Origin of the sequence: Stutzerimonas sp. Brlt_14 (assembly GCF_051948915.1) — a bacterium.
In the GTDB taxonomy this organism is placed as follows: domain Bacteria; phylum Pseudomonadota; class Gammaproteobacteria; order Pseudomonadales; family Pseudomonadaceae; genus Stutzerimonas; species Stutzerimonas stutzeri.
In genome coordinates this window covers 567,731-593,453 of sequence record NZ_JAYJLM010000003.1, presented here as the reverse complement: position 1 = coordinate 593,453, position 25,723 = coordinate 567,731, and the positions used below count along the sequence as shown (strand labels likewise).

23 protein-coding genes are annotated in these 25,723 nt (G+C 62.3%); 10 read left to right on the top strand and 13 right to left on the bottom strand.

Features of this window, described 5'->3' with window-relative positions; all coding sequences use genetic code 11:
- Nucleotide 1: 1 nt before the first annotated feature.
- The 4 genes from gspG to VF716_RS09850 all read right to left on the bottom strand — a co-directional run bounded on the left by gspG (nt 2) and on the right by VF716_RS09850 (nt 3,853).
- Nucleotides 2–442, bottom strand: coding sequence for a type II secretion system major pseudopilin GspG (gene gspG / locus VF716_RS09865; RefSeq protein ID WP_011911373.1), 441 nt, complete (start codon nt 440–442; stop codon nt 2–4).
- Nucleotides 443–447: 5 nt separating this feature from the next.
- Nucleotides 448–1,662, bottom strand: a complete 1,215-nt coding sequence (gene xcpS / locus VF716_RS09860) for a GspF family T2SS innner membrane protein variant XcpS (RefSeq protein ID WP_017245880.1) — start codon at nt 1,660–1,662, stop codon at nt 448–450.
- A gap of 150 nt (nt 1,663–1,812) precedes the next feature.
- Nucleotides 1,813–3,327 carry a type II secretion system ATPase GspE gene (gene gspE / locus VF716_RS09855; protein WP_197861183.1) on the bottom strand — a complete coding sequence of 505 codons (1,515 nt, stop codon included), beginning with the start codon at nt 3,325–3,327 and terminating at the stop codon, nt 1,813–1,815.
- 358 nt (nt 3,328–3,685) lie between these two features.
- The gene (locus VF716_RS09850; RefSeq protein ID WP_157786446.1) at nt 3,686–3,853 is read right to left on the bottom strand and encodes a hypothetical protein; all 168 of its coding nucleotides are present in this window, start codon (nt 3,851–3,853) and stop codon (nt 3,686–3,688) included.
- Here VF716_RS09850 and VF716_RS09845 point away from each other — a divergent pair.
- The 3 genes from VF716_RS09845 to VF716_RS09835 are packed head-to-tail and all read left to right on the top strand — an operon-like array spanning nt 3,846 to nt 6,738.
- Nucleotides 3,846–4,967 carry a Re/Si-specific NAD(P)(+) transhydrogenase subunit alpha gene (locus VF716_RS09845; RefSeq protein WP_014595403.1) on the top strand — a complete coding sequence of 374 codons (1,122 nt, stop codon included), beginning with the start codon at nt 3,846–3,848 and terminating at the stop codon, nt 4,965–4,967. The genes VF716_RS09850 and VF716_RS09845 overlap by 8 nt on opposite strands.
- Before the next feature lie 13 nt (nt 4,968–4,980).
- Nucleotides 4,981–5,298, top strand: a complete 318-nt coding sequence (locus VF716_RS09840) for an NAD(P) transhydrogenase subunit alpha (protein ID WP_003284152.1) — start codon at nt 4,981–4,983, stop codon at nt 5,296–5,298.
- A 3-nt stretch (nt 5,299–5,301) separates the two neighbouring features.
- On the top strand, nt 5,302–6,738 hold the full coding sequence (locus VF716_RS09835) for an NAD(P)(+) transhydrogenase (Re/Si-specific) subunit beta (protein ID WP_020308015.1): 1,437 nt from the start codon (nt 5,302–5,304) through the stop codon (nt 6,736–6,738).
- A 69-nt stretch (nt 6,739–6,807) separates the two neighbouring features.
- On the opposite strand, the gene VF716_RS09830 is transcribed toward VF716_RS09835, so the two are convergent.
- Together VF716_RS09830 and VF716_RS09825 are read right to left on the bottom strand one after the other, a co-directional pair.
- Entirely contained in the window at nt 6,808–7,398 is a 591-nt protein-coding gene (locus VF716_RS09830; protein ID WP_011911368.1) for an NAD(P)H-dependent oxidoreductase, read from the bottom strand.
- A 121-nt stretch (nt 7,399–7,519) separates the two neighbouring features.
- Nucleotides 7,520–8,509: a bile acid:sodium symporter family protein gene (locus VF716_RS09825; protein WP_011911367.1), complete on the bottom strand. Its 990-nt coding sequence runs from the start codon at nt 8,507–8,509 to the stop codon at nt 7,520–7,522.
- A gap of 88 nt (nt 8,510–8,597) precedes the next feature.
- On the opposite strand from VF716_RS09825, the gene VF716_RS09820 reads away from it, so the two are divergent.
- From VF716_RS09820 to VF716_RS09795, 6 genes are all read left to right on the top strand, one after another.
- Entirely contained in the window at nt 8,598–9,398 is an 801-nt protein-coding gene (locus tag VF716_RS09820) for an AraC family transcriptional regulator (protein WP_026012600.1), read from the top strand.
- Nucleotides 9,399–9,551: 153 nt separating this feature from the next.
- Entirely contained in the window at nt 9,552–9,752 is a 201-nt protein-coding gene (locus VF716_RS09815; RefSeq protein WP_013981321.1) for a DUF1127 domain-containing protein, read from the top strand.
- A gap of 106 nt (nt 9,753–9,858) precedes the next feature.
- Nucleotides 9,859–10,176 carry a DUF2388 domain-containing protein gene (locus tag VF716_RS09810; protein ID WP_011911365.1) on the top strand — a complete coding sequence of 106 codons (318 nt, stop codon included), beginning with the start codon at nt 9,859–9,861 and terminating at the stop codon, nt 10,174–10,176.
- A 108-nt stretch (nt 10,177–10,284) separates the two neighbouring features.
- Nucleotides 10,285–10,581, top strand: coding sequence for a DUF2388 domain-containing protein (locus VF716_RS09805; protein WP_011911364.1), 297 nt, complete (start codon nt 10,285–10,287; stop codon nt 10,579–10,581).
- Nucleotides 10,582–10,623: 42 nt separating this feature from the next.
- Nucleotides 10,624–10,944 carry a DUF2388 domain-containing protein gene (locus VF716_RS09800; protein ID WP_013981319.1) on the top strand — a complete coding sequence of 107 codons (321 nt, stop codon included), beginning with the start codon at nt 10,624–10,626 and terminating at the stop codon, nt 10,942–10,944.
- A complete protein-coding gene (locus tag VF716_RS09795; protein ID WP_440552603.1) occupies nt 10,941–12,893 on the top strand; it encodes a DUF7844 domain-containing protein in 1,953 nt (650 codons plus the stop codon). The genes VF716_RS09800 and VF716_RS09795 overlap by 4 nt, the downstream gene beginning before the upstream one ends.
- 501 nt (nt 12,894–13,394) lie before the next feature.
- Here VF716_RS09795 and VF716_RS09790 read toward each other — a convergent pair.
- The 7 genes from VF716_RS09790 to polA form a co-directional block, all read right to left on the bottom strand.
- Nucleotides 13,395–14,168, bottom strand: a complete 774-nt coding sequence (locus VF716_RS09790; protein WP_125921071.1) for a hypothetical protein — start codon at nt 14,166–14,168, stop codon at nt 13,395–13,397.
- 90 nt (nt 14,169–14,258) lie between these two features.
- Nucleotides 14,259–15,017 carry a hypothetical protein gene (locus tag VF716_RS09785; RefSeq protein WP_125870888.1) on the bottom strand — a complete coding sequence of 253 codons (759 nt, stop codon included), beginning with the start codon at nt 15,015–15,017 and terminating at the stop codon, nt 14,259–14,261.
- An 18-nt stretch (nt 15,018–15,035) separates the two neighbouring features.
- Nucleotides 15,036–18,473, bottom strand: coding sequence for a T6SS effector BTH_I2691 family protein (locus tag VF716_RS09780; RefSeq protein ID WP_125870887.1), 3,438 nt, complete (start codon nt 18,471–18,473; stop codon nt 15,036–15,038).
- Nucleotides 18,474–18,487: 14 nt separating this feature from the next.
- On the bottom strand, nt 18,488–19,336 hold the full coding sequence (locus VF716_RS09775; protein WP_020308023.1) for a DUF4123 domain-containing protein: 849 nt from the start codon (nt 19,334–19,336) through the stop codon (nt 18,488–18,490).
- Entirely contained in the window at nt 19,333–21,372 is a 2,040-nt protein-coding gene (gene tssI / locus VF716_RS09770; protein WP_125921072.1) for a type VI secretion system Vgr family protein, read from the bottom strand. Before tssI ends, VF716_RS09775 begins: the two co-directional genes overlap by 4 nt.
- 184 nt (nt 21,373–21,556) lie before the next feature.
- A complete protein-coding gene (locus VF716_RS09765; RefSeq protein WP_003286458.1) occupies nt 21,557–22,075 on the bottom strand; it encodes an Hcp family type VI secretion system effector in 519 nt (172 codons plus the stop codon).
- Nucleotides 22,076–22,602: 527 nt separating this feature from the next.
- Nucleotides 22,603–25,347: a DNA polymerase I gene (gene polA / locus VF716_RS09760; RefSeq protein WP_125850970.1), complete on the bottom strand. Its 2,745-nt coding sequence runs from the start codon at nt 25,345–25,347 to the stop codon at nt 22,603–22,605.
- 76 nt (nt 25,348–25,423) lie between these two features.
- On the opposite strand from polA, the gene VF716_RS09755 reads away from it, so the two are divergent.
- Nucleotides 25,424–25,708, top strand: a complete 285-nt coding sequence (locus tag VF716_RS09755) for a DUF2782 domain-containing protein (RefSeq protein WP_013981312.1) — start codon at nt 25,424–25,426, stop codon at nt 25,706–25,708.
- Nucleotides 25,709–25,723 lie beyond the last annotated feature (15 nt).

Below are 25,723 nucleotides of genomic sequence, written 5' to 3'. Positions count from 1 at the left end.
GTTACAGGTCCCAGTTCCCGATATCGGCGTTGAGATCGCTGCCGCCGGGCTTGCCGTCGGCACCGAAGGAATACAGGTCGAACTGACCCTGGGTGCCCGGCGACAGGTACTGGTAGTCGTTGCCCCATGGGTCCTTCGGCAGACGCTTGAGGTAACCGTCGCGGTTCCAGTTCTTCGGCTGCGGGTTGCCGGAAGGCTTCTTCACCAATGCATCCAGCCCCTGCTGGGTGCTCGGGTAGGCGAAATTGTCCAGCTTGTACATGTCCAGCGCGGCGGCGATGGCCTTGATGTCGCCCTTGGCCACGGTGACCTTGGCCTGGTCCGGCCGGCTCATCACCTGCGGCACCACCAGCGCGGCGAGGATACCGAGGATGACCACCACCACCATGATCTCGATAAGGGTGAAACCGCCCTGGGTGCGGCGCTGCAGTCTTGTTGTCATGGTCGTTAACCCACCAGTTGGTTGAGAGAGAGGATCGGCATCAGGATGGCCAGCACGATGACCAGCACCACCGCCCCCATGAACACCAGCATGAACGGCTCGAACAGGCCGACCAGCAGAGACACCTGGGCGGCCAGGTCGTTCTCCTGATTGCGCGCGGTTCGCGCCAGCATCTGATCCAGCTCACCGGATTTCTCCCCGCTGGCGATCATGTGCAGCATCATCGGCGGAAATTCCCCGGTGGCATCCAGCGCACGGGTCAGGCTGCTGCCCTCGCGCACCTTCTGCGCCGCCTCGACCACCCGCTCGCGGATGCGCAGGTTGGCGATCACCGCAGCGGCGATGGACAGCGCTTCCACCAGCGGCACGCCGCTGCGCGTCAGGATCGCCAGGGTGGAGGCGAAGCGCGCGGTATTGGTCGCCCGGCTCAGCCGACCGATCAGCGGTATCCGCAGGATGAACGCATGCCAGCGCAGGCGCAGCGCCGGGTCGCGCAGGGCCGCACGCATGGCCAGGAAGGCGCCGATAAGGCCGAGCACGATCAGCCAGCCCCAGTTCTTCACCACGTCGCTGGTGGCGATCAGGCCGCGGGTCAGCGCCGGCAGTTCCTGCCCGGTGTTGACGAATACCTTGACCACGTCCGGCACCACGTAGCCGAGCAGCAGCACGACGATGGCGAGCGAGGCGACCATCAGGATCACCGGATAGAGCAGCGCCAGCTGGATCTTCTGCCGCGATTGCTGACGCTGGTCGGTGTAGTCGGCCAGCTGGTCGAGCACCAGCCCGAGATGGCCGGCGTGCTCCCCGGCCGCCACGGTGGCGCGGTAAAGCTCGGGAAAGGCCGACGGATATTCGCGCAGTGCCGCGGCCAGGCTGTGGCCTTCCATCACCCGCGCGCGCACCGCCAGCAGCATCGACTTGATCTTCGCCGAGGTGGACTGCGCGGCCGCCGCGCGCAGCGCTTCCTCGATGGGCAGCGCGGCCTGCACCAGCGTCGCCAGCTGCCGGGTGACCAATGCCAGATCACGCGCCGACAGGCCGCGGCCGAAACTGAAGCCGCCACGGCTGACGTCTTCCTTGGACTTGGCCTGCTTCACCTCCAGCGGCGCCCACTGCTTCTCGCGCAGCAACTGCCGCGCCTGACGCGGGCTGTCGGCCTCGATCAGGCCCTTCTGCTCACGGCCACGGGGGTCGAGGGCGAGGTATTCGAAGGCAGCCATCAGGCGGTCTCCAACAGCGGCGATCCGCGCTCGAGAGCGCCTCTACACAGATACCGCACAGCCGAGGGAGCGGCCGCGAATGGCGCCACCATGCGACGTCGGTCAGGCTGCGGATGCCTCTGCAGGCGCGTCGGAAGCAACCTCATCCCCTCACTCCTCACGCGTCACCCTCAGCACTTCCTCGATGGTGGTCACCCCCTCGCGCACCTTGCGCAGCCCGTCCTCGCGGATGCTCGGGCCCAGTACCCGGGCATGGCGCAGCATGTCCTGCTCGCTGGCACGGGTGTGCACCATGGTGCGCAGGGTGTCGTCGAACAGCACCAGCTCATAGATGCCGGTACGCCCGCGGTAACCGAGGCCACGGCATTGCTCGCAGCCTTCGGCGTGGTACAGCGTCGGCGCCTCGGCTGGGCTGACGCCGAGCAGCTCGCACTCGGCGGCATCGGCGATGTAGGCGCGTTTGCAGTCATTACACAGCACCCGCACGAGGCGCTGGGCCAGCACGCCGAGCAGCGACGAGGAGATCAGAAACGGCTCGACGCCCATGTCCACTAGGCGCGTGACGGCGCCGATGGCGCTGTTGGTGTGCAGCGTGGAGAGCACCAGGTGACCGGTGAGCGAGGCCTGCACGGCCATGTCGGCGGTTTCCTGGTCGCGGATCTCGCCGACCATCACTACGTCCGGGTCCTGACGCAGGATGGCACGCAGGCCGCGGGCGAAGGTCATGTCGACCTTGGTGTTGACCTGGGTCTGACCGATGCCCTCGAGGTGGTACTCGATGGGGTCCTCGACGGTGAGGATGTTGCGGGTACGGTCGTTGAGGGTGGTCAGCGCGGCATACAGCGTGGTGGTCTTGCCCGAACCGGTGGGCCCGGTGACCAGGATGATGCCGTGGGGCTTCTTCACCGCCTGCTCCAGCTGGCGGCGGTCCTGCTCGTTCATGCCGAGATGACGCAGGGTCAGGCGCCCGGCCTGCTTGTCCAGCAGGCGCAGTACCACCCGCTCGCCATTGGCCGAGGGCAGCGTGGACACGCGGATGTCCACCTCGCGACCGCCGACCCGCAGCGAAATACGCCCGTCCTGCGGAATGCGCTTCTCGGCGATGTCCAGCTTGGCCATGACCTTGATCCGCGAGACCAGCAGCGCCGCCAGCTCGCGCTTGGGCTGCACCACTTCGCGGAGGATGCCGTCGACGCGAAAGCGGATCACCAGGCGCTTTTCGAAGGTTTCGATATGGATATCCGAGGCGTTCTCGGCAATTGCCTCGCCGAGGATCGCGTTGATCAGACGAATGATCGGCGCGTCGTCCTCCTGCTCCAGCAGGTCCTCGGTTTCCTGGATCTGGTCGGCCAGACTGGCCAGGTCGAGGTCGTTGCCCAGCCCCTCGACCATCAGCATCGCCGCCGACGAATCATGCTGGTACGCCGCACCGAGCGCCTGGTCGAAATCCGCCTGGGCCAGCCACTGCATGGGCAAGCGCATGCCGACCACCCGCTGCGCCTCCTGCACCGCCGTCAGTGCGGCGCCCTCGCGCAGGCCGAGGCGCAGCTCGCCGCCGCGCTCGAGCAGCAGCACGCCGTGGCGACGAGCGAAGGCGAACGGCAGGCGGCGTTGCGCGGGCTGCTCGAGCAGCGTGGTCACGTCGTTTACATCGAGTTCGGGCATCGTGAGCTCCACCGGCGATACGCAACGACCCGACGTCGCCGCGCTCGAAACACTCCAATCGGGTCCAACCAGCCTAGTTGGACTACAAGGATTGGATGACATTTCAACGTGCGTGCGTTTTTCCTGATTAGCCGACTTAACCCGGCACCAAGGTCGCAGACGCCCGGCACCGCTGACGAATACCACGTCAATGGCGCGTCATTCATGATGCGGCCGCTTCGTCTGCCTGACAGAGGCTGACCAAGGCTGCGCAGAGCCAAACAGGACGCAATCTGCAGCGAAGCGCGGAAAACAGGCAGTCATCCTGCGACCGATGCGTCAAATACAATCGTTTGATTGAAACAGTTGTTTGATTTTTTCAGGGCTTGCAGAATGCCGCGCCGGGCAGTTCGTTTTCGGGCCGTCCGGCCTGCTCCATCCGGTCCAACCCCGTCCGCCAGAGCAGCGGGTGGGTGAAAAACACGTCGGTGCGCGGTCCGCCGCAGCACCGGTCATGATCACGCAGGAGAACAACAACAATGCACATCGGTGTTCCTCTCGAAACCCACTCCGGGGAAACGCGCGTCGCCGCGACCCCGGAAACCGTCAAGAAACTGATCGGCCAAGGGCACCGGGTGACGCTGCAAAGCGGCGCCGGGTTGCTTTCCAGCGTGCCGGACAGCGCCTATGAAGCGGTCGGCGCGACCATCGGCGATGCGGCCGCGGCATTTGCCGCCGAGCTGGTGCTGAAGGTCAATGCGCCGGACGAGGCCGAACTGGCGCAGATGCAGTCCGGCAGCGTGCTGCTGGGCATGCTCAACCCGTTCGACAATGACTGCATCGCGCGCATGGCTGCCCGCGGTATCACCGCCTTCGCCCTGGAGGCCGCGCCGCGTACGTCCCGTGCACAGAGCCTGGACGTGCTCTCGTCGCAGGCCAACATCGCCGGCTACAAGGCGGTGCTGGTCGGTGCCCATCACTACCCGCGCTTCATGCCGATGCTGATGACCGCCGCCGGTACGGTGAAGGCCGCGCGCGTGCTGATCCTCGGCGCCGGCGTCGCCGGGCTGCAGGCCATCGCCACGGCCAAGCGCCTGGGTGCGGTGGTCGAGGCTTCGGACGTGCGCCCGGCGGTGAAGGAGCAGATCGAATCGCTCGGCGCCAAGTTCGTCGACGTGCCGCTGGAGACCGACGAGGAGCGCGAATGCGCCGAAGGCGTCGGCGGCTATGCGCGGCCGATGCCGGCCTCGTGGATGGCGCGTCAGGCGCAGGCGGTGCACGAGCGCGCGCTGCAGTCGGACATCGTCATCACCACCGCGCTGATCCCGGGCCGCAAGGCGCCGACACTGCTGCAGGAAGCCACCGTCGAGCAGATGAAGCCCGGCTCGGTGATCGTCGACCTGGCGGCCGGGCATGGCGGTAACTGCCCGCTGACCGAGATCGACCAGGTGGTGGTGCGCCACGGCGTGACCATCGTCGGCCACGCCAACCTGGCGACGCTGGTGCCGGCCGACGCCTCGGCGCTGTACGCCCGCAACCTGCTGGATTTCCTCAAGCTGGTCATCGACAAGGACGGCCAGTTCCAGCTCAACCTCGAAGACGACATCGTCGCCGCGTGCCTGATGTGCCGCGACGGCCAGGTCGTGCGGACCAACGGTTAAGGGAGACGCGAACATGGATCTGATTTCGGACGGCATCTACAACCTGATCATCTTCGTGCTGGCGATCTACGTCGGCTACCACGTGGTCTGGAACGTCACCCCGGCCCTGCACACGCCGCTGATGGCGGTCACCAACGCGATCTCGGCAATCGTCATCGTCGGCGCCATGCTGGCCGCCGCGCTCACCGTTACCCCGCTGGGCAAGGCCATGGGCACGCTCGCCGTGGCGCTGGCCGCGGTCAACGTGTTCGGGGGCTTCCTGGTCACCCGTCGCATGCTGGAAATGTTCAAGAAGAAGGACCGCAGCGCGGCCAAGGCGGAGGGCAAGTAAGCCATGAGCATGAACCTGATCACCCTGCTCTATCTGGTCGCCTCGGTGTGCTTCATCCAGGCGCTGAAGGGCCTCTCCCACCCCACCACCTCACGCCGCGGCAACCTGTTCGGCATGATCGGCATGGGCATCGCGGTGCTCACCACCGTGGGCCTGATCTTCAAGCTCGGCAGCGAGCTGGCCACCGCCGGCATCGGCTACGTGATCGTCGGTCTGCTGATCGGCGGCAGCGTCGGCACCGTCATGGCCAAGCGCGTCGAGATGACCAAGATGCCCGAGCTGGTCGCCTTCATGCACAGCATGATCGGCCTGGCCGCGGTGTTCATCGCCATCGCGGCGGTGGTCGAGCCGCAGTCGCTGGGCATCGTCGAGCACATGGGCTACGCCATTCCGGTGGGCAACCGCCTGGAGCTGTTCCTCGGTGCGGCCATCGGCGCCATCACCTTCTCCGGTTCGGTGATCGCCTTCGGCAAGCTGTCCGGCAAGTACAAGTTCCGCCTGTTCCAGGGCGCTCCGGTGGTGTTCAAGGGCCAGCACATGGTCAACCTGGCCGTGGGCCTGGCGATCGTCGGCCTGGGCCTGGTCTACACCTTCACCGGCAACCTCGGCGCCTTCGCCATCCTGGTGGCGCTGGCCTTCGTCATCGGCGTGCTGATCATCATCCCCATCGGCGGTGCGGACATGCCGGTGGTGGTGTCGATGCTCAACTCGTATTCGGGCTGGGCGGCCGCCGGTATCGGCTTCTCGCTGAACAACTCGATGCTGATCATCGCCGGTTCGCTGGTAGGCTCGAGCGGCGCGATCCTCTCGTACATCATGTGCAAGGCGATGAACCGCTCGTTTTTCAATGTGATCCTCGGCGGCTTTGGCGCCGACGCGGATGCCGGCGGCCCGGCGGGCGCACAGCTGGAGCGCAACGTGAAGTCCGGTTCGGCCGACGACGCCGCCTTCCTGCTGACCAACGCCGACACCGTGATCATCGTGCCCGGCTACGGCCTGGCGGTGGCCCGCGCGCAGCATGCGCTGATGGAGCTGGCCGAGAAGCTGACGCACATGGGCGTGACCGTGAAGTACGCGATCCACCCGGTCGCCGGCCGCATGCCGGGGCACATGAACGTGCTGCTGGCCGAAGCCGAGGTGCCCTACGAGCAGGTCTTCGAGATGGAGGACATCAACTCCGAGTTCGGCCAGGCCGACGTGGTGCTGGTGCTCGGCGCCAACGACGTGGTCAACCCGGCGGCCAAGAACGATCCGAAGTCGCCGATCGCCGGCATGCCGATCCTCGAGGCGTACAAGGCCAAGACGGTCATCGTCAACAAGCGCTCCATGGCCAGCGGCTACGCCGGCCTGGACAACGAGCTGTTCTACATGGACAAGACCATGATGGTCTTCGGCGACGCCAAGAAGGTCGTCGAGGACATGGTCAAGGCCGTGGACTGATCGCCTCGTACTGAAACGAAAAACCCCTCCCGGCCATGCCGCGAGGGGTTTTTCTTTGCCGGTCGAAGGTCAGACGCTGAAGCCGAACACCTCACCCAGGTGCCGGCGATAGCGCTCGACATCCGCCTCGACCTGCGGCCGCTTCATCACGTCGACACACAGGAAGGTCGGCAGACCCTGCATGCCGAGAAACTCGTTGGCCTTGTGAAACGGCAGGTAGACGGAATCCACGCCCTTGCCGGCGAAGAAATCGCTGGGGTCGTCGAAGGCCTGCTGCGGCGCATTCCAGGTGGCGGAGATCATGTAGCGTTTGCCCTGAAGCAGACCGCCGCTGCCGTACTTCTGCGAGGCGTCGGAGCGGGTGCGGCCGTCGTTGGCGTAAAGACTGCCGTGGCCGGCGGTGAACACCTCGTCCAGGTATTTCTTCACCGTCCAGGGTGCGCCCATCCACCAGCCGGGCATCTGATAGATCAGCGCGTCGGCCCAGAGGATCTTTTCGACCTCCTGCTGCACGTCGTAACCGGCATCGATCTCGGTGGTGCGCACCTCGAAGCCGGCAGCCATGAGGGTTTCGATGGCTGCCTGGTGCAGCGTTGCGTTGTACTGGCCGGCGGAATGGGCGAAGGCCTTGCCGCCGTTGAGTAGCAGAATCTTCTTCATGGGAACGCCTCAGCAACAGAATGGCGCGCAGCTTAGCCACGCCTGCGCACCGCACCCAGCCCCTGACAGGCAAATCATCTTTGCTCACCGGTCACGAATCTGTCACTGATTTGCTTCGGGTTCAGCCGGCTTTTGCGACCGTTGCTGTCTCCGGTCGCGATGCATAGCGCTGCGCTAGTACCGCGCAGACCATCAGCTGGATCTGGTGGAACAGCATCAACGGCAGGATCAGCGTGCCCAGCGCGCCGCCGGCGAACAGCACCTGCGCCATGGGGATGCCGGTGGCGAGGCTCTTCTTCGAGCCGGCGAAGAGGATGGTGATGCGGTCTTCCAGGTCGAAGCCCAGCCAGCGGGCGATCAACCAGGTGCTGAGCAACGCCAGCGCCAGCAGCAGACAGCAGGCCAGCACCAGGCCCAGCAGCTGCGGCAGCGGCACCTGCTGCCAGATGCCCTCGACCACCGCATGGCTGAAGGCGGTATAGACCACCAGCAGGATGGAACTCTGATCGACGTTCTTCAGCCAGCCCTTGTTGCGCGCCACCCAGTCACCAATCCAGCGCCGCGCGATCTGCCCGGCTATGAACGGCAGCAGCAGCTGCACGACGATCTTGCCGATGGCATCCAGCGTCGAGCCGCCTTCGCCCTGGGCGCCCATCAGCAGCAGCACCAGCAGCGGCGTGAGGAAGATGCCAATGAGGCTCGAAGCCGCCGCGCTGCATACCGCCGCCGGGATATTGCCGCGCGCCAGCGATGTGAAGGCGATGGCCGACTGCACCGTGGCCGGCAGCGCGCATAGGTAGAGCATGCCCAGGTAGAGCTCGGCGCCGATCATCGGCGTCAGCAGCGGGCGCAGCGCCAGGCCGAGCAGCGGGAACAGCACGAACGTGCAGCTGAAAACCAAAAGATGCAGGCGCCAGTGCCCCATGCCGGCGAGAATCGCGCTGCCCGACAGCTTGGCGCCATGCATGAAGAACAGCAGGCCAATGGCCAGATTGGTGATCCACTCGAACACCACCACGCCCTGCCCGCGCGCCGGCAGCAGCGTGGCGATGGCCACTGCGCCGAGCAGCGCGAGGGTGAAATTGTCCGGTAGCAGGCGGGGTCTGGCCATGGGTGCTCCTGATGCGTGTGGCTTGCAGCGAATGGCTCTGGAGTCTACTGTCGGCTTGAACATCCGACTAACGCCATTGGCCAGACAAATGTCGAGAAAAGGACAGGCCAGCCTCGCCCAGCGCAGCATCCCGGTCATGGATGCGCTGCCGCGACCGCTGTTCGCACGCAGTGAATCCCTCGCCGAACGGACCACCACACCGCGCCACAGCCATCCCTGGGCACAGCTGTCCTACGCCATCAGCGGCGTGCTGCGCGTGCATACCGAGCGCGGGCGTTTTCTCGCCCCGCCGCAGCGCGCCATCCTGATTCCGCCGGGCCTGCTGCATGAGGTAATCAGTTCGCCGCAGACCGAGATGCGCAGCCTGTACATCGACCAGCGCGCCATGCCCTGGGCGCCTGCGCATTGCCAGGTGCTGGCGGTGAGTCCGTTGCTGCGCGAACTGATCCGAGCATTCGGCACGCTGCCGGTGGACTACGACGAACAGGGCGCAGATGGCCGTCTGGCCGCCGTCATCCTCGACCAGTTACGCGCCGCCCCGGAGCTCGGCTACTCGCTGCCCTGGCCCGATGACGTACGCCTGCGCGGCATCTGCGAGGCACTGTATGAACAGCCGGACCTGTCCTTCAGCCTGGCGCAGTGGAGCGAGCAACTGCACATATCCGAGAAGACCCTGACCCGCCAGTTCCAGCGCGACACCGGCCTCAGCTTCCGCGCCTGGCGCCAGCGTTTGCGCCTGCTCAGCGCGCTGCCGTTGCTGGAGCGGGGCCAACCGGTCACCGACGTCGCTCTGGCCTGCGGCTACGACTCCACTTCGGCGTTCATCGCCGCATTCGGCCAACAGTTCGGCACTACGCCGGGTGCGCTGGCGAGGTCGCCGCGCCCGTAAGCGAACAGTTGCTCGTCGCGCGAGCAGTACAGTTACGCTCGCCATCAAACTGCACCGGCACAATTGACTTCCCCTGTGGCTGTAACAGCCGCTGGCCGCGCGCGATCCTGTCTGCCCATAACCCGCACCCGCTTGCCGGGAAGGAACGCGCTCATGGACCGCTCGCTGACCCGTCCATATCAGGCCACCCTCCATAGCCGCAGCTGGCAGCAACTGTTGCGGCTGCTGCAGCGCTGGCAACGCAACTACCGTACCCGCCAGCAACTGGCGCAGCTCGATGACCGCCAGCTCGCCGATGTCGGCATCAGTCACAGCGAGCGCGCCGCCGAACTGGACAAGCCGTTCTGGCGCTGAAGCGGTTCGCGCTCTAGAGTCTGTCGCCTAGCCTGACCGGCACTGCCCTGGCGGCGGAACGCAACGCCCATGGCACGGTCTAGAGCCTCATTACTGGAGATCTGCCATGTCCCGAATCCTGCTTCCCTTCCTCGCCGCCGGCCTGCTGCTGAGTGGCGCTGCTTCGGCGGCCAGCTTCACCGCCACCACCGACGTGGTGGTCGGAGGCCTGATCAATACCGTCGATGCCACCTCGGACCTCACTTCATCCCTGCGTGACGACAAGCTGGTGCTCGACGCCCGTGACGACGCCGCACGCTTTGTCGCCAGCCGTGGCGATCTGCGCGGCGCCCATCTCGAGGCGGCGCTGCAGCACATTCGCAGCCAGCAGCCGCAATTGCAGGCCAGCGATCTGCAGCTGGCCGAGGCGATACTCGCCCTTTGACGAGCCCGGCAGCGGACGCTGCCGAAACCTGCGGATGCAACCGGGCACTGGCTCTGGGGCAGGCGTTTCGCTAGCCTTGGCGCCGTTTTTCCCGGCTACAGGTTGCCCATGCGTTCGTTTTCCATCGCCCTTCTGCTGTTCGGCTGCAGCGCCGGCTCCGCCATGGCGTTCGATGTCACCACCGCCGCCGTCGTGCGTACCAGCTACGTCAGCAGCCAGCTCACCAGCGCTCCCTTCGACAACAAGCTGATCGCCGAGGCCCGTGAAGATGCGGCGGGCTTCGTAGCCAGCGAGGGGCAGCTCGTTGCGGCACGCCTGCAGGCCGCCCTGTCGCGTCTGCGCCAGGAACATCCGGAGCTTGCCGCCAGCGACCTGGAACTGGCCGAAGCCATCCTCGTCCAATAACCGCACCGCCTGCCGGTGCCCAGACCCGTGAGAGATTCATCGATGAACAAGCTATTGCTCGCCGCCCCGCTGGCGCTGGCCGTCGCCGCGGGCGCAGCCCAGGCGCAGACCCTCGTGGCCACCAGCAACATCGTCGTGCGTGCCCTGGACCGCAGCATCAACTTCACCTCCGACGTGACCAGCCGCATCAGTGACATGAAGGTCGTCGTCGAGGCCCGCGAAGACGCCGCCAGCTTCGTCGCCAGCGCCGGCGAGATCCGCGGTGCCCATCTGGAAGCGGCGATCGGCACCCTGCGCAGCGAGTTCCCCGCGGCGCGCAACGCCAGCGATCTGCAACTGGCCGAAGCCATCCTCGCGCTGTGACCCGCCTCGGCGCCTGGCTGCTGGCGAGCGGCCTGAGCCTGGCCAGCATCGCGGCTCATGCCGAGCTGCGCCTGGTTCTCGACTCACGCACGCTGGACGCCGAGCAACGCGCCGCCAGCCAGGCGCTGCTGGACGAAGCCATGGCCGCACTGCCCCCGCGCCTGGTGCAGAGCCTCGATCGCGAGGTGCGCGTGCAATGGCGCGACAACCTGCCGGAACAGGCCTATGGCCGCGCCGGCGGCAAGCGCCTGGAACTCAACCGCCGCTTGCTGCCGGCGCTCACCGACGGCAGCGCTGCCGAGGAAAAGACCAATCGTCCCCACGGCACGGTACGCCGCGAGCTGCTCGCCACCGTCATTCATGAAGTGGCGCATCTGTACGATCGCGCGCGCCTGTGGTCGCCGGATCAACACCTGCTGCAGGGCCATTGCCGTCAGCGCGCCAGCAATCTCGGGCAGATCGGCCTGCCGGACGACTGCCGCGGGCAGACCGACCGCCGCTTCACCCTCAGCGATGACCCGCGCCTGCTCGACCTGGCCGGCTGGCCGCAACGGGTCGGCAAGCGCGGCCTGCGCGAACAGGACAACGCGCAGCTGGCGCGCAGTCCCGACCCGTACGAGCTGACCAGCCCGCTGGAGTTCGTCGCGGTGAACCTCGAGTACTTCCTGCTCGACCCCAGCTACGCCTGCCGCCGCCCATCCCTGCACCGCTATTTCAGCGAGCACTTCGGCTGGGCACCGGAGCCTGCGGACTGCACGCCGGGCTACCCCTTCCTCAACGCCGGTCGCGAGTTCGGCCGCACGCCCCTGCTGAGCCTTGACCCTGCGCGTGTCTACGAGGTCGACTACCTGTTCGCCGAAGCCAACGACGCCTGGGTAAGCCGCTGGGGCCATAGCATGCTGCGCCTGGTCATCTGCGCGCCCGGCCGCGAGCCCGGCCCCGCTTGTCGACTGGATCTGGACCACCATCTGGTGTTGTCCTTCCGCGCCTTCGTCGATGACGTTCAGCTCTCCAGCTGGGACGGCCTCACCGGCGTCTACCCCTCGCGGCTGTTCATTCTGCCGCTGGGCCAGGTGATCGACGAATACACCAAGGTGGAGCTGCGCGGGCTGGCCTCGGTGCCCTTGAGACTGCACCCCGAAGAGATTCGCCAGCTGGTCGAGCGCAGCGCCGAACTGCACTGGAGCTACGACGGCGACTACTACTTCCTGTCCAACAACTGCGCGGTGGAAACCCTGAAACTGCTGCGCAGCGGCACGGCACGCAGTGATCTGGTCGCACTGGACAGCATCATGCCCAACGGGCTGCTGGAAGTGCTGATCCACCGCGGCCTGGCCGACGCCAGCGTGCTCGACGACGCCCGCGAGGCGCTGCGCCTGGGCTACCGCTTCGACTCCTACCGCGACCGCTACCAGGCCATGTTCGCCGTGCTCAAGGAACGCCTGGGCCTACCACAGCACAGTGTCGAGCAGTGGCTCGAGCTCGACGCGGCCGAACGCCAGCCATGGATCGACCGCGCCGACCTGCGTGCCGCCGCCGCCCTGCTGCTGGTCGAACAGGCCGCCCTGCGCCGCCAGCTGCTCCTGGCCCAGGACGAGCTGAAGAACCGCTACCTCGGCGGCCGCGGCCGCGACGCCAGCCTGAACAAGGCTGACGGCGCGCTGCAGGAAATCCTCGCCAGCAGCGGCTACCTCAGCCGCCCGGCCGAACTGCTCGACGGCGACGGCTACGGCCTGCCCCAAACCCGCGAATGGACCCGCCTGGAACGCGAAAGCGAACAACGCCAACTGCACCTGAATCAGCTGACCGAAGAGCTGGACCAGGAAGTCCGGGTGCTGCTGGGCGATGAGCGCCGCGAGGAACTCGAAGCGATCGAAGTGAACCTGGCGCAGATCGGCGAGCGACTGCGCGGGTTGCACAAGGCTGGGGGTGGGTTGGAGTTGCCGTGAGAAGTGACTCTGCAATGGTAATACGATTAGCCAAGGTCGTTCTCGCACCCAGGGAGTGATTGAGTGCTTCGTGAAGAAAGCAAAAGCACTGTTTTATTCTGAATCTAGAATTGCAGCACTGAGACGCTCTCTTCTTTTAGGGGGGAGCTCTTTTAGCCGTTCTCGGATGAGAGCGACGTGTTTCTCGAAGTTGCGTTTTGTCCGAGAAAATATAGACCGGCGAATCCACATATTCATTTGAGTGCGGGCTGAGCCAAAGCGCCTCAAGGCAAATTATCTTCTCAGGTCAGTCCAAAGTTATATCTTTAAACTCGTCCCATTGATACTCATACGTGTGGTAGCTTGTGTGTAACTCTTGGAATTGCTTTGAGTTAGCTAAGCCTAGAGCAAGCCCATGCCACCAGGCCCGACGAGCGCTACCCAAAGGCCGATGGGTCAAGTGCGACTATAGATAGGTGCTTTGTAAAAATGGAGCCATATCGGTATTGGATCCTATTGATTTTAAAACTGTAAGACCTCTATTTTTTCGCGACTGTGAGGAGTGCCTGTATTTTTTGAAAGTATGATTTCAGCAGTGGTTTCAAAATTTTTTTTGTGACAGAAAATATATGTCCACCATGGTAGTTTCTTGTTGATGTTCTCGTTAATCCACTCGTATTCCAGGCTGATCAGGTGACGTGATTTGTCTATGTAGATATGTTTTATTTCAACCCAGGCAAATACATTGTGTCTGTAGAGGGTGTGCATTTCTTGGAAATGCTTTGAATTAGCTAGACCTAGATAAAGCAAGCCCATGCCACCAGGCCCGACGAGCGCTACCCAAAAGGTCGATGGGTCAAGTGCAACAACGAATATCACGGCGATAGCGGCGATACCTGTCAGCCATTTCAAAGCGATCATCCAGCCTTTACTTGGTGCTTTCCACTCGCAGACTTCTATGCCTGTTTCGGTCAGGCGATAAACAAATTTTGTTTTTTGATGAGTTGTGCCATATAGAGCTAAAAAGAAAACAGAAAGAAACATTGCGCTCCAGGACAGTTTTTCAATCAAAGGAGAGTTATCATTCTTGAAAAACATCAAATAGCAGGCGCCTAAGGCTATGCTCATCATGAACCAAAACATGCCATTGGCTATTGTTGTGTTATAAGGCCTTGCCTTGATTTCCCATTCCAACAGTGCGTTTTGATTGGCGCACTTCCAGTTGTGGTGGTCTGGAAGTTCGATGGACTGGTTCCAGGGTAGAGCCTGTAGGAATCTGTTCAAGGTACTGCTCATAAGCAATCATTCACTCGTATGTGGCATCTGCAGGGTGGCGTAAGCACGTATTTTGTGAAGAGAGCAAAATAGTAGGGTTGGGCTTGGCGGCTAGAATTGCAGCACTGAGACGCTCTCTTCTTTTAGGGGGAGTTCTTTTAGCTGCTCACGGATGAGGGTAACGTGTTTGTCGAAGTTGCGTTTGTCCGAGAAAATGTAGAACGGCCAATCCACATATTCATTCGAGTGCGGGCTAAGCCAAGGTGCCTCAAGGCAAATTATCTTCTTAGATCGATCCAATGTGATATTTTTGAACTCGCTCCATTGATATTCATACGTATGGTAGCTTGTATGTAATTCTTGGAATTGCTTTGAGTTAGCTAGGCCTAGATAAAGCAAGCCTATTCCGCCGGGCCCGGCGAGTGCTATCCAAAAGGCCGATGGGTCAAGTGCAATAACGAATAGAACGGCGATAGCGGCAATAACCGTCAGCCATTTCAAAGCGATCATCCAGCCTTTACTTGGCGCTTTCCACTCGCAGACCTCTATGCTTGTTTCGGTTAGGCGATAAGCGAATTTTGTTTTTTGATGAGTTGTGCCGTAAATGGCCGTCATGGTTAATATGTAAAAAGGTATTCCTATTGCTATGGGTTTTGAAGAATTAGGGTTAAATATCTCGCCCATCCACCCAAAAAATATAGTAGTGAATAGGAAGAGGCAAATAAACATGCTATTGGCAACTGCTGTATTATAAGGCCTTGCCTTGATTTTCCACTCTAGGAACGCATGTTGATTGGCGTGCTTCCACTGATGTTGCTCTGGAAGTTCGATGGACTGGTTCCAGGGAAGAGCCTGGATAAGTTTGTTCAAGGTACTGCCCATAAATAATTATTTACTCGTATGTGGCACCTGTAAGGAGAGCAGGCGGGTGCTTTGTGAAGAGAGCACCATATCGTTATTGGGTTCCTTGCTGAACGCATCGCTTTTCAGATCCGCCTCGGAGGACGAGGTGCCTATATCCACGCGGAACATGTAGCCCTGGCCGTTGGCGCTTTCCAGAATTTGCTCCGGGTAACGAACTTCCAGTTCCAGCACGGGGGGGCGCTGGTAGGCGATCCAGGTTTGCCAAAGACGGTGCTGTGTGCCCTCGGGGTAGAGGGTGTCACCAGGCAGCGGCCCGTTCGGGCGCTGTGCGGGGGGCTGGCCAAATTGTTCGATGGGCGCCCAGTGGCCTTCGAGGAACTGGTCATAGAACTTGTCTGCCATGCCTTGCATCAGGCTGTCGGAGAACCAGCCGCTGTCGACCATGGCCGGTTGCAGTTTTACGGCTGTTCCCTCCAGCTTGGATGGTAGTAAGAGCTGTAGCCAGAACCCGGTATAGATACGCGGGCCACGCCCGTAGTAAGGCAAGGTGGAGGCGCGAGCCGCCAGGCTGGGGCGCAGACAGATTTCCGTCAGGGTGCGCAGTTCCTTCTTGTGATCTTCGTCACTGTGCGTCCAGGTAGGAGATTTGCCCCAACTGCTGCGATACAGCCAGAGCCGTAAACCCTCACGTTTGTATTGGTTGGCGACCATGCTGGCGATCAGGTAGATCACGCCAAGTAACGCGATGATGATGGTCACCGGGTTGGACATGACCCAGGCAAAGCCGAACCAGAAGCCCAAAGCGCTGCCTACTAATTGCACGCCGGCCACTGCTGTCATTCCCATCAAGGCATACATTTTCACGTTCAATGCAGTTTCTTCGGCTTTACTCGTGGCCTTATCCACATCCTTTGAAACCTGCCAAGCTTCTACCCCCGCAGCGATAGCACCGAATGCGGCCATACCCATGGTGCGCAAAACTAGCTGTCGAGCCAAGACTGAAAACTCTGTGCTTCCAGCTTTCAGCCAAGTACTGGCCCCTGCTTTTGCTAGCTGTGTTGTTCGTGTTCTGAGGGTTCCCTGCATGTTCGCCCACTTGTTCCACGCCGGCACCGTCCAGAGCGCCATCAGTGCGTTGGCGGTATAGGCGGCATTGGCGCCGATCGTGCGCAGCTCATCCTCACTGAAAATGCCGTCATTGCGTGCTTTGTCCAGGCTATTGATGAAATTCCAAATATTCAGCCCTGCGACCAGCACCGGCAAGCTGCCGCCGAGCTCTTGGTTTATCCACTGACGGCTGCGGGCTGCATAGCCTGCCGAATTTTTTGCTTTGAGCTGCAACTGATCAAGCAGTTCTGATTGGCCCAGTGTCGCGAGCCACATGTTCACTTGGCGGGTTTGTACCTTGGTTATCTTGGATTCGGTGACGACACTACCGATTACCTCGTTAGGCCTTTGCAGGTTCAGTGTCTCGCGCTTTTGTTCCAGTCCGAGCAACTGTATGCGCGCCGAGCGTTTGTCGGGGCCTTTACCGGGTAGAGAAAGAGTACGCTGCAGGCCCTTGATGTTTTTCTCGAGCTGGGCAACCTGCATTTGCCATTTACGGTTCTTCTTCGCGAACTCGGGGTCAAGAATCAAGCGGGTTTGCGTCGATATTTCCGTGGACACCAAAACCTGGGTGACGCTGAAAGCAAAGATTCGAACCGTGGGTACGAATTTCTCGCTCAAGGCAGGTAGCAAAACAAAAGCCATCAGGTTCCAGCTGTCCTTGGCTTTTTGCCCCACTACGTTGCGCAGGGTCTCGAAGGCACGCTTGCCTGGCTCGGAAAGGCTCTTGTACAGGTTGCTAGCCTGTACGCTCGGCAGGTCAAGTACCGATTTCACCTCGTTGGCTCGGCTGACTTCACTGGTGGTGTCGGAGAGTCCGCCGTGGGCTTGCCCACTACCGTCGCTCTGCCGCCCCAGATTGTCGATGGTGCCGTAGGTGGTGAAGTTCGTAGAGATTTGCTCAATCAGCGTGGAAAGCTCCGTGCTGAAATTGAACAGCGCCAGGCCTGCCAGCGTGGAGGGGTTGCCGTACTGCTTACAGAGCCATTGCTGACCCGTGTCGCTCGCGCCCAACTGCTCATATAGATTGGCCATGGTGTCCAGCAGATCTGTCGATTGCTGCGGGTGGCAGGGGTCATAGAAAACCTCTTCTGCTTTCGGGCTGAGGTTCTTAAGCCAGTCGAGCAGGTCGCTTTCGCTGCGTTGGATGTGGGTATTCAAGCGATCCTTTTCATTGGCTCGCTCCTGGAGGTAAGTCCAGACCTCATCGAAGCGAACATCCTCGCGCCAGATCTTTTTCTGCTGCCATTCTTCTACCAGCGCGCGCCATTCCGGCCCCGACGGTAAGGTGCCCCAGTTTGTGCGGAACTGCTTTTGGGCCTGCTGTACTTGAAGGAATTTGAGAGTCAGGGTCGCGTCACTGCCGCTGTGATTGAGTAGCTGAGCTTCGCTATCGAGCAGGCTATGAGCCTCCTTGATGAAAGCTTGTTTGCGGCTTGGGTTGGCTGACACCGACTTGGGGATCAAAGGATCTAGGTTGACACCGCAAAGGCGTTGAACGTTCTCGGCGCTATTGAGCTTGTTGGCATGCTGTTTTTCTGCTGCTGCCAGCTCCAGCCAGCGGCCCTGTAAATTCATGGCCAGGTCGTCGACGATGGCCATAGGGTCGTCCAGGGCAACGAAGAGGACGCTGTCCTGATCGGGTACGCTGCCGAGTATTAGGGCCTGGTCGATCGACTGTTTGCAGGGGCGGGACGAATCGTCTTTGTTCGTCGCTACCAGGCAGCTCTTGAAGGTTGGGGCTTCTCCTCCGGCCAGGATATCGGCGACCGCACTGCCTATTTCACGGATCGGTGCGGCATGTGCTGCCTGCATCTGGGTGCAGTATTGCGGCAGGTTAAGCGCGCGCATCCAGCGCTTTTGCTCCTGGGGGTTGCTGCGCATTTTTTCGCACAGCCGCCAGGTCCACTGCATGGGGGAGTAGGCGAGGAGCAGGCGGCTGCGTTTCGGGTATAGCAGGTAGGGTTTGCTGTCACCGGGGTTGTTTCGCCCATCCTTGCCCAGTTGCGCATTACCCCACTGATGGCGGATGAATTGGTGGCCCTTGACCTGATACTCGTGAAGCGTGCGATCCGTTTCATCCCACACGTATAGCCAGCCGTCGCGCAGTTGACGCAGGGTGTAGCTGCGCGTCTTGAGCTTTGGTAGATGGCCGGCGTTCCAGCCCTTGGGTAACGGGTTTGGACCTTGTGCACTGCCGCGAGCCGGTGACTCGTCTATCGCATAGCGAACGGGGTGGATGGCAATTTCACCCGCTTTCAGCGGGCACTGACCATTCGCAGTGGCCGGCTTGTTTTCAAAGGCCTGGTTGCGCTTGGCTTGTTGCAAGGTTTTGTCGGACGTTGTCGTGCTCATGGAGATCCGTTCCTTTAGCCGGCAAGGCAGTCTTCATCCAGGGCCTGGATACGTTGTTCTGGCGCTAGCTTCTGGGCGTCTGGTGTCCTGGCTAGCCAGGCCTGGTAGGGGCTGTCGGAGCGCATAGCGAAGTCGTTGCCCCAGCAGGCGCAGCGCTCGAGCCAGATCGCAATGCTCCGCTCGTTGACCAGTCCCCAGGCCTCGGCGTCGAGTAGGCGTTGTTCCAGCCATTGGCCTCGTTCCTGTTCGCCAAGCCCTGTGAGAGCTTGTGGGTAATCTGCGACCATCCAGTCGTATAGCCTTTCCTTGAAGCTGCGCCGATAGGCCTGTTCAAGCGCCTGAACCTGATCATTGGCGAGATGGTTGAGCTTGCCTTCCAATCTGGGGCTGTTTGGCTGTGGGCGATAGGACTGCCATTCGACTGCCTGCGAGGGGGCCCAACTGGGCGGGTTCAAGGGTACTAGCCATTCGCTTATGGGTCCCAGGAGGCTTTGATAAGCGGATGGGGGGTAGCTGCTTAGCCAGTAAGCGGTCACCAGTGGATCTGCGAAGCGAAAGAGGCTGTAGCTACCCAGATTGTCCGTGATAGTGATGAACTGGCTCAGGTGGTCGGCGACATCGTTCAGCGTTGCCGAACTTTGTAGTTTGCTGGCCTGACGCTGAAGAGAGGGGCTGCTTCGCCATTCACTCAGTAAGGATGCATGGCTGTCCAGCCCAACTAGAATTGGACCGAGCTCTTTGACGCCATCCCAGCGGGTGCCGTTGTAGAGAGGAATGACATCAATAGAGTCGCCTGCCCCATAAAGCCATTGCAGAGCGTCCTGACGAAGCACTCCATCCACGAGCAGGAAGTCACGACTCATGCTTCGGCTTCCTGGTTGACTCTCTCGCAGATTTCGCACCGTGGCGTCGCTCGTAACAGCGCCTGCCGCTGAGCAGGTTCCAGCAGCATGCCCGCCTTATCCGTATCCGCAGCCTTTACCTTGCCCGGCAATATCGGCGCCGCGGCCGATCCCTTTCCCGGACTTCCACCCGAGTTCATCCTGACCAAAGGCCCGACCATGGTGATGCCGCTGGCATCGAGTTTGATAAAACTGCCACCAGCCTTGAAGGTCAGCTCGCTGCCGGCTTCGAGCACCACCTTGAGGCCACTGGAAAGGTGAATTTCATTGCCCGCCTCTATGAACTGCCCGGTGCCGATCTTCAGGTGTTGGGTGTTACCCACGGTGAGGTGGTCGTTGGCGCGGATTTCGGTCTTGCGGTCGGCGTGGGTGGTGCGGTGTTCTTCGGCGCGGAATTCGCTGTAGCTGTTGGCTTCCACCGTGTCGTGGCGCTCGTGGCCGACGCGGATCGTCTGGTCGTGCTCGATGTTTTCGTCCCAGTCGCGCTGGGCGTGAATGTAGATCTGTTCGGCGCCCTTGCGGTCTTCGATGCGCAATTCGTTGTAGCCACCACCACCCGGACTGCTCAGGGTCTTGAACACCGTGCGGGTCTTGTTCGCTGGCAGGTCGTAGGGGACCTGATGCTCCTTGTGGTACAGGCAGCCGGTCACCAGCGGTTGATCGGGATCGCCTTCGAGGAAGGTCACCAGCACTTCCATGCCGACCCGCGGGATGGCGATGCCTCCATAGCGGTCACCCGCCCAGCTGGAGCTGACGCGCAGCCAGCAGCTGGTCTTGTCATCGGCCTGGCCTTCGCGGTCCCAGTGAAACTGGATTTTTACGCGGCCGTACTCGTCGCAGTGGATCTCTTCGCCAGCGGGGCCGGTAATCACGGCGGTCTGGCTGCCGAGCACCTTCGGTTTCGGATGGCGAAGCGCCGGGCGGAAGGGGATGGCCCAGGGGGTGGCGCTGAAGCGGTTGCGGTAGCCCTGGACGAAGCCGTCACCGCTACCGACATGACTGGTGACGGACTCCTCCAACACCTGCGGCTGTTTTCCTTCGTGCAGCACTTCGGTAAGTAGCCAGAGCTGGTTCCAGTCGCTGCGTGGGTGTTCGGTGAGCGGGAGGAAATGCCCGCTTACCAGCCTCGGCTGGTCGCTTTCTCCTTCGGCCAGTTCGTAGTCGTGGCGGTGGCGCTCCAGGGCGCGCTGCGACAGGTGCTTGCCGCGGGCGCGCTCGGTGAAGCGGCCGGGGTAGTCGTAGTCCTCGAGATCCGGCTGGAAATCGCTGTGGAACGCGGCCTCCATGGTCAGACGTGGCTTCTCGAAATCGTAATCGCGACGCGTGACCCGGCTGGTACGGGTTTCCAGGCGCAGGCCGAAGCGCTTGATCACCGGTTGGTCGGCGACCAGGCCGCTGTCCTGCTGATAGGCGGTGGCCGCGAGCCTGGGGAAGACGGTCTGGTCATCGCCGAAGACCAGCACATGACCGCTCGCACCGTGCTGGAAGTGATAGTGGATGCCCTCTTCCTCGCACAGGCGCTGGATGAAGTGCAGGTCGGTTTCGTCGTACTGCACGCAGTACTCGCGCGGCGGGTAGACCACCGGGCCGAGCCCGAAGCGGTAGGCATCGGCTTGGATACCATGCTCTTCGAGCACCTGGGCGATGATCTGCGGCACCGTCAGGTGCTGGAAGACGCGCTGGTTGGTGCGATGGGCGAGGTAGGCCAGTTGCGGCACGAGCGTGAGGCGATAGCGGGTCAGGCGCTTACCGGATTCACCCTGGGCCGCCTGATGCACCAGCCCATGAACACCGCTGCCATCCGGCGCGAAGGCGAGGAAGGCCGGGCGATGCAGCAGGCTTTCCAGATCCAGGTCGGGGCGCTCGCTGACCAGTTCCAGGTCGAAGCGATAGGGCTGGCTGATGGCTTCACGGCCGCGGAATTCGAGCACCTTGAAGTCGTGCTCGATGCCTTCGAGGGAAAGCGTGAAGTGGGCCTGGTTGGCTGGGGCGAACATCCATGTTCCTCCTGTTCAGTCCATGTATCAGCGCATGGGCGCTTGCGGAGCCCCGTTTAACACAGGCCGTCCGCTCTAGAATGCGTGGTTCGCGCATTCCGGAGCGACGTTGACGGAATCTGTTCAGTGCTTCGCAAAAAAGCGTTCGGCCAGGCGAGCCTGGCCGAAGCGGGACCGCGGCGAATCAGCCGGCGATCGGGGTGCGCCAGTCATCGGAGCCGGAGGTGCCGGATACCTCGTGGGTCCAGACGATCTTGCGATAGGTGAAGTACACGTCTTCCAGATGGGTGAAGTGCGACATGTTCGGGTCTTGGCAGTTGGGCATGCGCGACTGCACGTCGACGATCACCGCATCTTCCAGCTCGATGGTGAAGTAGTGTTCCTGAGTACCGGTGGACGAGGTGCGATACCACTCCAGACGGCACTTGTTCAGGCGCTCGCCGGACGTCAGTGCGTTGAAGATCAGCGGCGACGACTTGTCGAACACCTTGGTGATCATCAGAGGCTTGTGCACGCGCTGGCCAGTCGGCTGGCCGGACTGCGGGTCACGCGGAATGATGACCTGATGCTGGAAGGCCTGCACCAGGATCTGGTCCTCATGGCCTTCCTGGAAAATGTTGCCAACCGAGTCCTCGGTGAAGGTGCCAGCGGTGATCAGGCCTTGCTTGGTGCCTTCGAGGGACAGATACGCGGGTGTTGGCATGGGTGCTCTCCTTGTCTGAAATGAGTGCCGAATGGCCATTTCATAACAACAAGCACCGTGCCATTTACGAAAAACTCTTATTTTTCAATAAGATATAGAGAAATAGCATACGCATTAAACAGCAGGCGTGATGCCCAGCACAGAAAGCTGTGCAAGAACCTGCGCAGCCGCGGCAACAACTTGCGCAACGCCGCCCCAACGCTGGCAGATCGCGCTGCGAACAGCTTACTCACAAGGTTATCCACAGAACACCTGCGCAAGAACTTGCGCAGGCCCATTACTGCTGCTCAGCGTCTTTCCACTTTTCTCCAGGCAAAAAAAACCTCGAACTTCATTGGGGGAGGGGGAAGTTCGAGGTCGAATCCGGACCGCTAGGGCGGGGTCCAGAGATCTGCCAACACTTAACACAACAAGGAGCATCGAAGGGCTTTGACACCCTTCGCATGCTCTGACCGGAGCGTTGCGCCGTAAGTTCAACGCGAACGAAAAAAAATTTCGTCGACTACCGACATTTTTCGGCAGCTCGATCAGTGCGCCTCGTCCCAGTTGTTGCCAACGCCCGCCTCGACCAGCAGCGGCACGTCCAGCTGGGCGGCCCCGCTCATGAGCGGGCAGATGGCTTCGCGGACCTGCTCGACCAGGTCTTCGCGCACTTCCAGCACCAATTCATCGTGGACCTGCAGGATCACCCGCGCATCCAGCCCGCTGTCCTGCAGCCAGCCGTCCACGGCGATCATGGCGCGCTTGATGATGTCCGCTGCGGTGCCCTGCATCGGCGCGTTGATCGCGGTGCGCTCGGCGCCCTTGCGCATGGCGCCGTTCTTCGAATTGATCTCCGGCAGGTACAGCCGCCGACCGAACAGTGTCTCGACATAGCCCTGCTCCGCGGCCTGGGTGCGGGTGCGCTCCATGTAGGCGAGCACGCCGGGGTAGCGGGCGAAATAGCGGTCGATGTACTCCTGCGCTTCCTTGCGGCCGACGTCGATCTGCTTGGCCAGGCCGAAGGCGCTCATACCGTAGATAAGGCCGAAGTTGATGGCCTTGGCGCTGCGGCGCTGGTCGTTGCTGACCTGCTCCAGCGGTACGCCGAACACCTCGGCGGCCGTGGCGCGGTGCACGTCCAGGTCGTTCTGGAACGCGTGCAAGAGGCCGGCATCCTGAGCCAGGTGGGCCATGATGCGCAGCTCGATCTGCGAGTAGTCCGCCGCCAGTAGCTTGTAGCCCGGCGCCGCGACGAAGGCCTGGCGAATGCGCCGCCCCTCGGCGGTGCGGATCGGGATGTTCTGCAGGTTCGGGTCGCTGGAGGACAGCCGGCCGGTGGCGGTCACCGCCTGGTGGTAGCTGGTGTGGATGCGCCCGGTGCGCGGGTTGATCTGCTGCGGCAGCTTATCGGTGTAGGTGCCCTTGAGCTTGCTCAGGCTGCGGTGCTGCATGATGACCTTTGGCAGCGGGTAATCCTGCTCGGCCAGTTCGGCCAGCACGCTCTCGGCCGTTGACGGCTGGCCGCCGGCGGTCTTGGAGATCACCGGGCAGCCGAGCTTGTCGTAGAGAATCGCGCAGAGCTGCTTGGGCGAGCCGAGGTTGAACTCCTCGCCAGCGATGTCGAACGCCTCGCGTTCCAGCTGCACCAGCTTGTCGCCCAGCTCGACGCTCTGCTGGCCAAGCAACTGTGCATCGACCAGCGCGCCGTTGCGCTCGATGCGCGCCAGCACCGGCACCAGCGGCATCTCGATCTCGGTCAGCACCTTGAGCAGCGATGGCGTCTGCTCCAGCTTGCCGAGCAGGGTCTGGTGCAGGCGCAGGGTGACGTCGGCGTCCTCGGCGGCATACGGGCCGGCCTGCTCGATGGCGATCTGGTCGAAGGTCAGCTGCTTGGCGCCCTTGCCGGCAATGTCTTCGAAGCGGATGGTGCCGCGGCCGAGGTACTTGAGCGCCAGACTGTCCATGTCGTGGCGAGTGGCGGTGGCGTCCAGCACGTAGGATTCGAGCATGGTGTCGAAAGCCATGCCGCGCATCTCGATGCCGTAGTGCATCAGCACGTTCATGTCGTATTTGCCGTGCTGGCAGATCTTGGTCTTGGCCGGATCTTCCAGCAGCGGCTTGAGCGCGCCGAGCACGGCATCCAGCTCGAGCTGCTGCGGAACGCCCATGTAGGAATGGCGCAGCGGCACGTAAGCCGCCTGGCCCGGCTCTACGGCGAAAGACACGCCGACCAGCTCGGCGCGCTGCGCATCAAGGCTGGTGGTTTCGGTATCGAAGGCAAAACATTCGGCCGCCTTCAGACGCGCCAGCCAGCGCTCGAAATCGGCCTGCTCCAGCAGGGTCTCGTACTGGGCCTCGGCCTGGATCGAACAGCCTTCTGGCTGCACCTCGCAGTTCTCCCCCGCCGCCTTGGCCTCGCGCAGCAGCTCGTCCAGCCACTGCTTGAACTCCAGCTCGCGATAAAGGGCGATCAGCGCCTCGCGGTGCGGTTCACCGGGCATCAGGTCACCGACCTCGACGTCCAGCGCCACGTCGATCTTGATCGTAGCCAGCTCGTAGGACATGAAGGCGGCATCGCGATGCTCCTCCAGCTTGGCGCCCAACGACTTGGCACCGCGAATAGGCAGCCCGGCGACCTGGTCGAGGTGCTCGTAGAGCCCCTTGAGCCCGCCCGGGATGCCGTTGAGCAGGCCACATGCCGTCTTCTCGCCCACGCCTGGCACGCCAGGAATGTTGTCGACCTTGTCGCCCATCAGCGCGAGGAAGTCGATGATCAGTTCCGGGCCGACGCCGAACTTGGCCTTCACGCCCTCGATGTCATAGACGCTGCCGGTCATGGTGTTGACCAGGGTGACGTGCGGGCAGACCAGCTGGGCCATGTCCTTGTCGCCGGTGGAGATCACCACATCACGGCCCAGCGCCGCGCATTGCCGCGCCAGGGTGCCGATGACGTCGTCTGCCTCGACCCCTTCCACGCACAGCAGCGGCAGCCCCAGTGCACGGACGCTGGCATGCAGCGGCTCGACCTGCACGCGCAGGTCGTCGGGCATCGGCGGGCGGTGCGACTTGTAGTTCTCGAACAGCGCGTCGCGGAAGGTCGGACCCTTGGCATCGAAAACCACTGCGAACGGGCTGTCCGGATACTGCCTGCGCAGGCTAAGCAACATGTTCAGCACACCCTTGACCGCACCGGTCGGCTTGCCGGTAGAGGTGGTCAGCGGAGGCAGCGCGTGGAAGGCGCGGTACAGGTAGGACGAACCGTCCACCAGGACGAGGGGGGCTTGGCTCATGAGCGGAATCAACCTTTTCGGCGGGCCCGGAGCTAGAATGCGAAGGACCACTTATCGACAAAGGGACAAGGTTACCATGCGCGCTCTCAAACACCTGATGCTGGCCAGCCTGCTGGCATGCGCCCCTCTGGCCGGCTTCGCCCAGGAGTCGGTCGAAGGTGAGCCGGACGTAACCATCCGTCAGGAAGGCGATCGCACCGTCGAGGAATATCGCGTCAACGGCTTCCTCTACGCCGTGAAAGTCACGCCCAAGCACGGCAAGCCCTACTTCCTGGTGCGGGCGGACGGAAATGACGGCAACTTCGTGCGCTCCGACCAGCCGGACATGCTGATCCCCGCGTGGAAGATCTTCAGCTGGTAATCCAGACATCCGCCG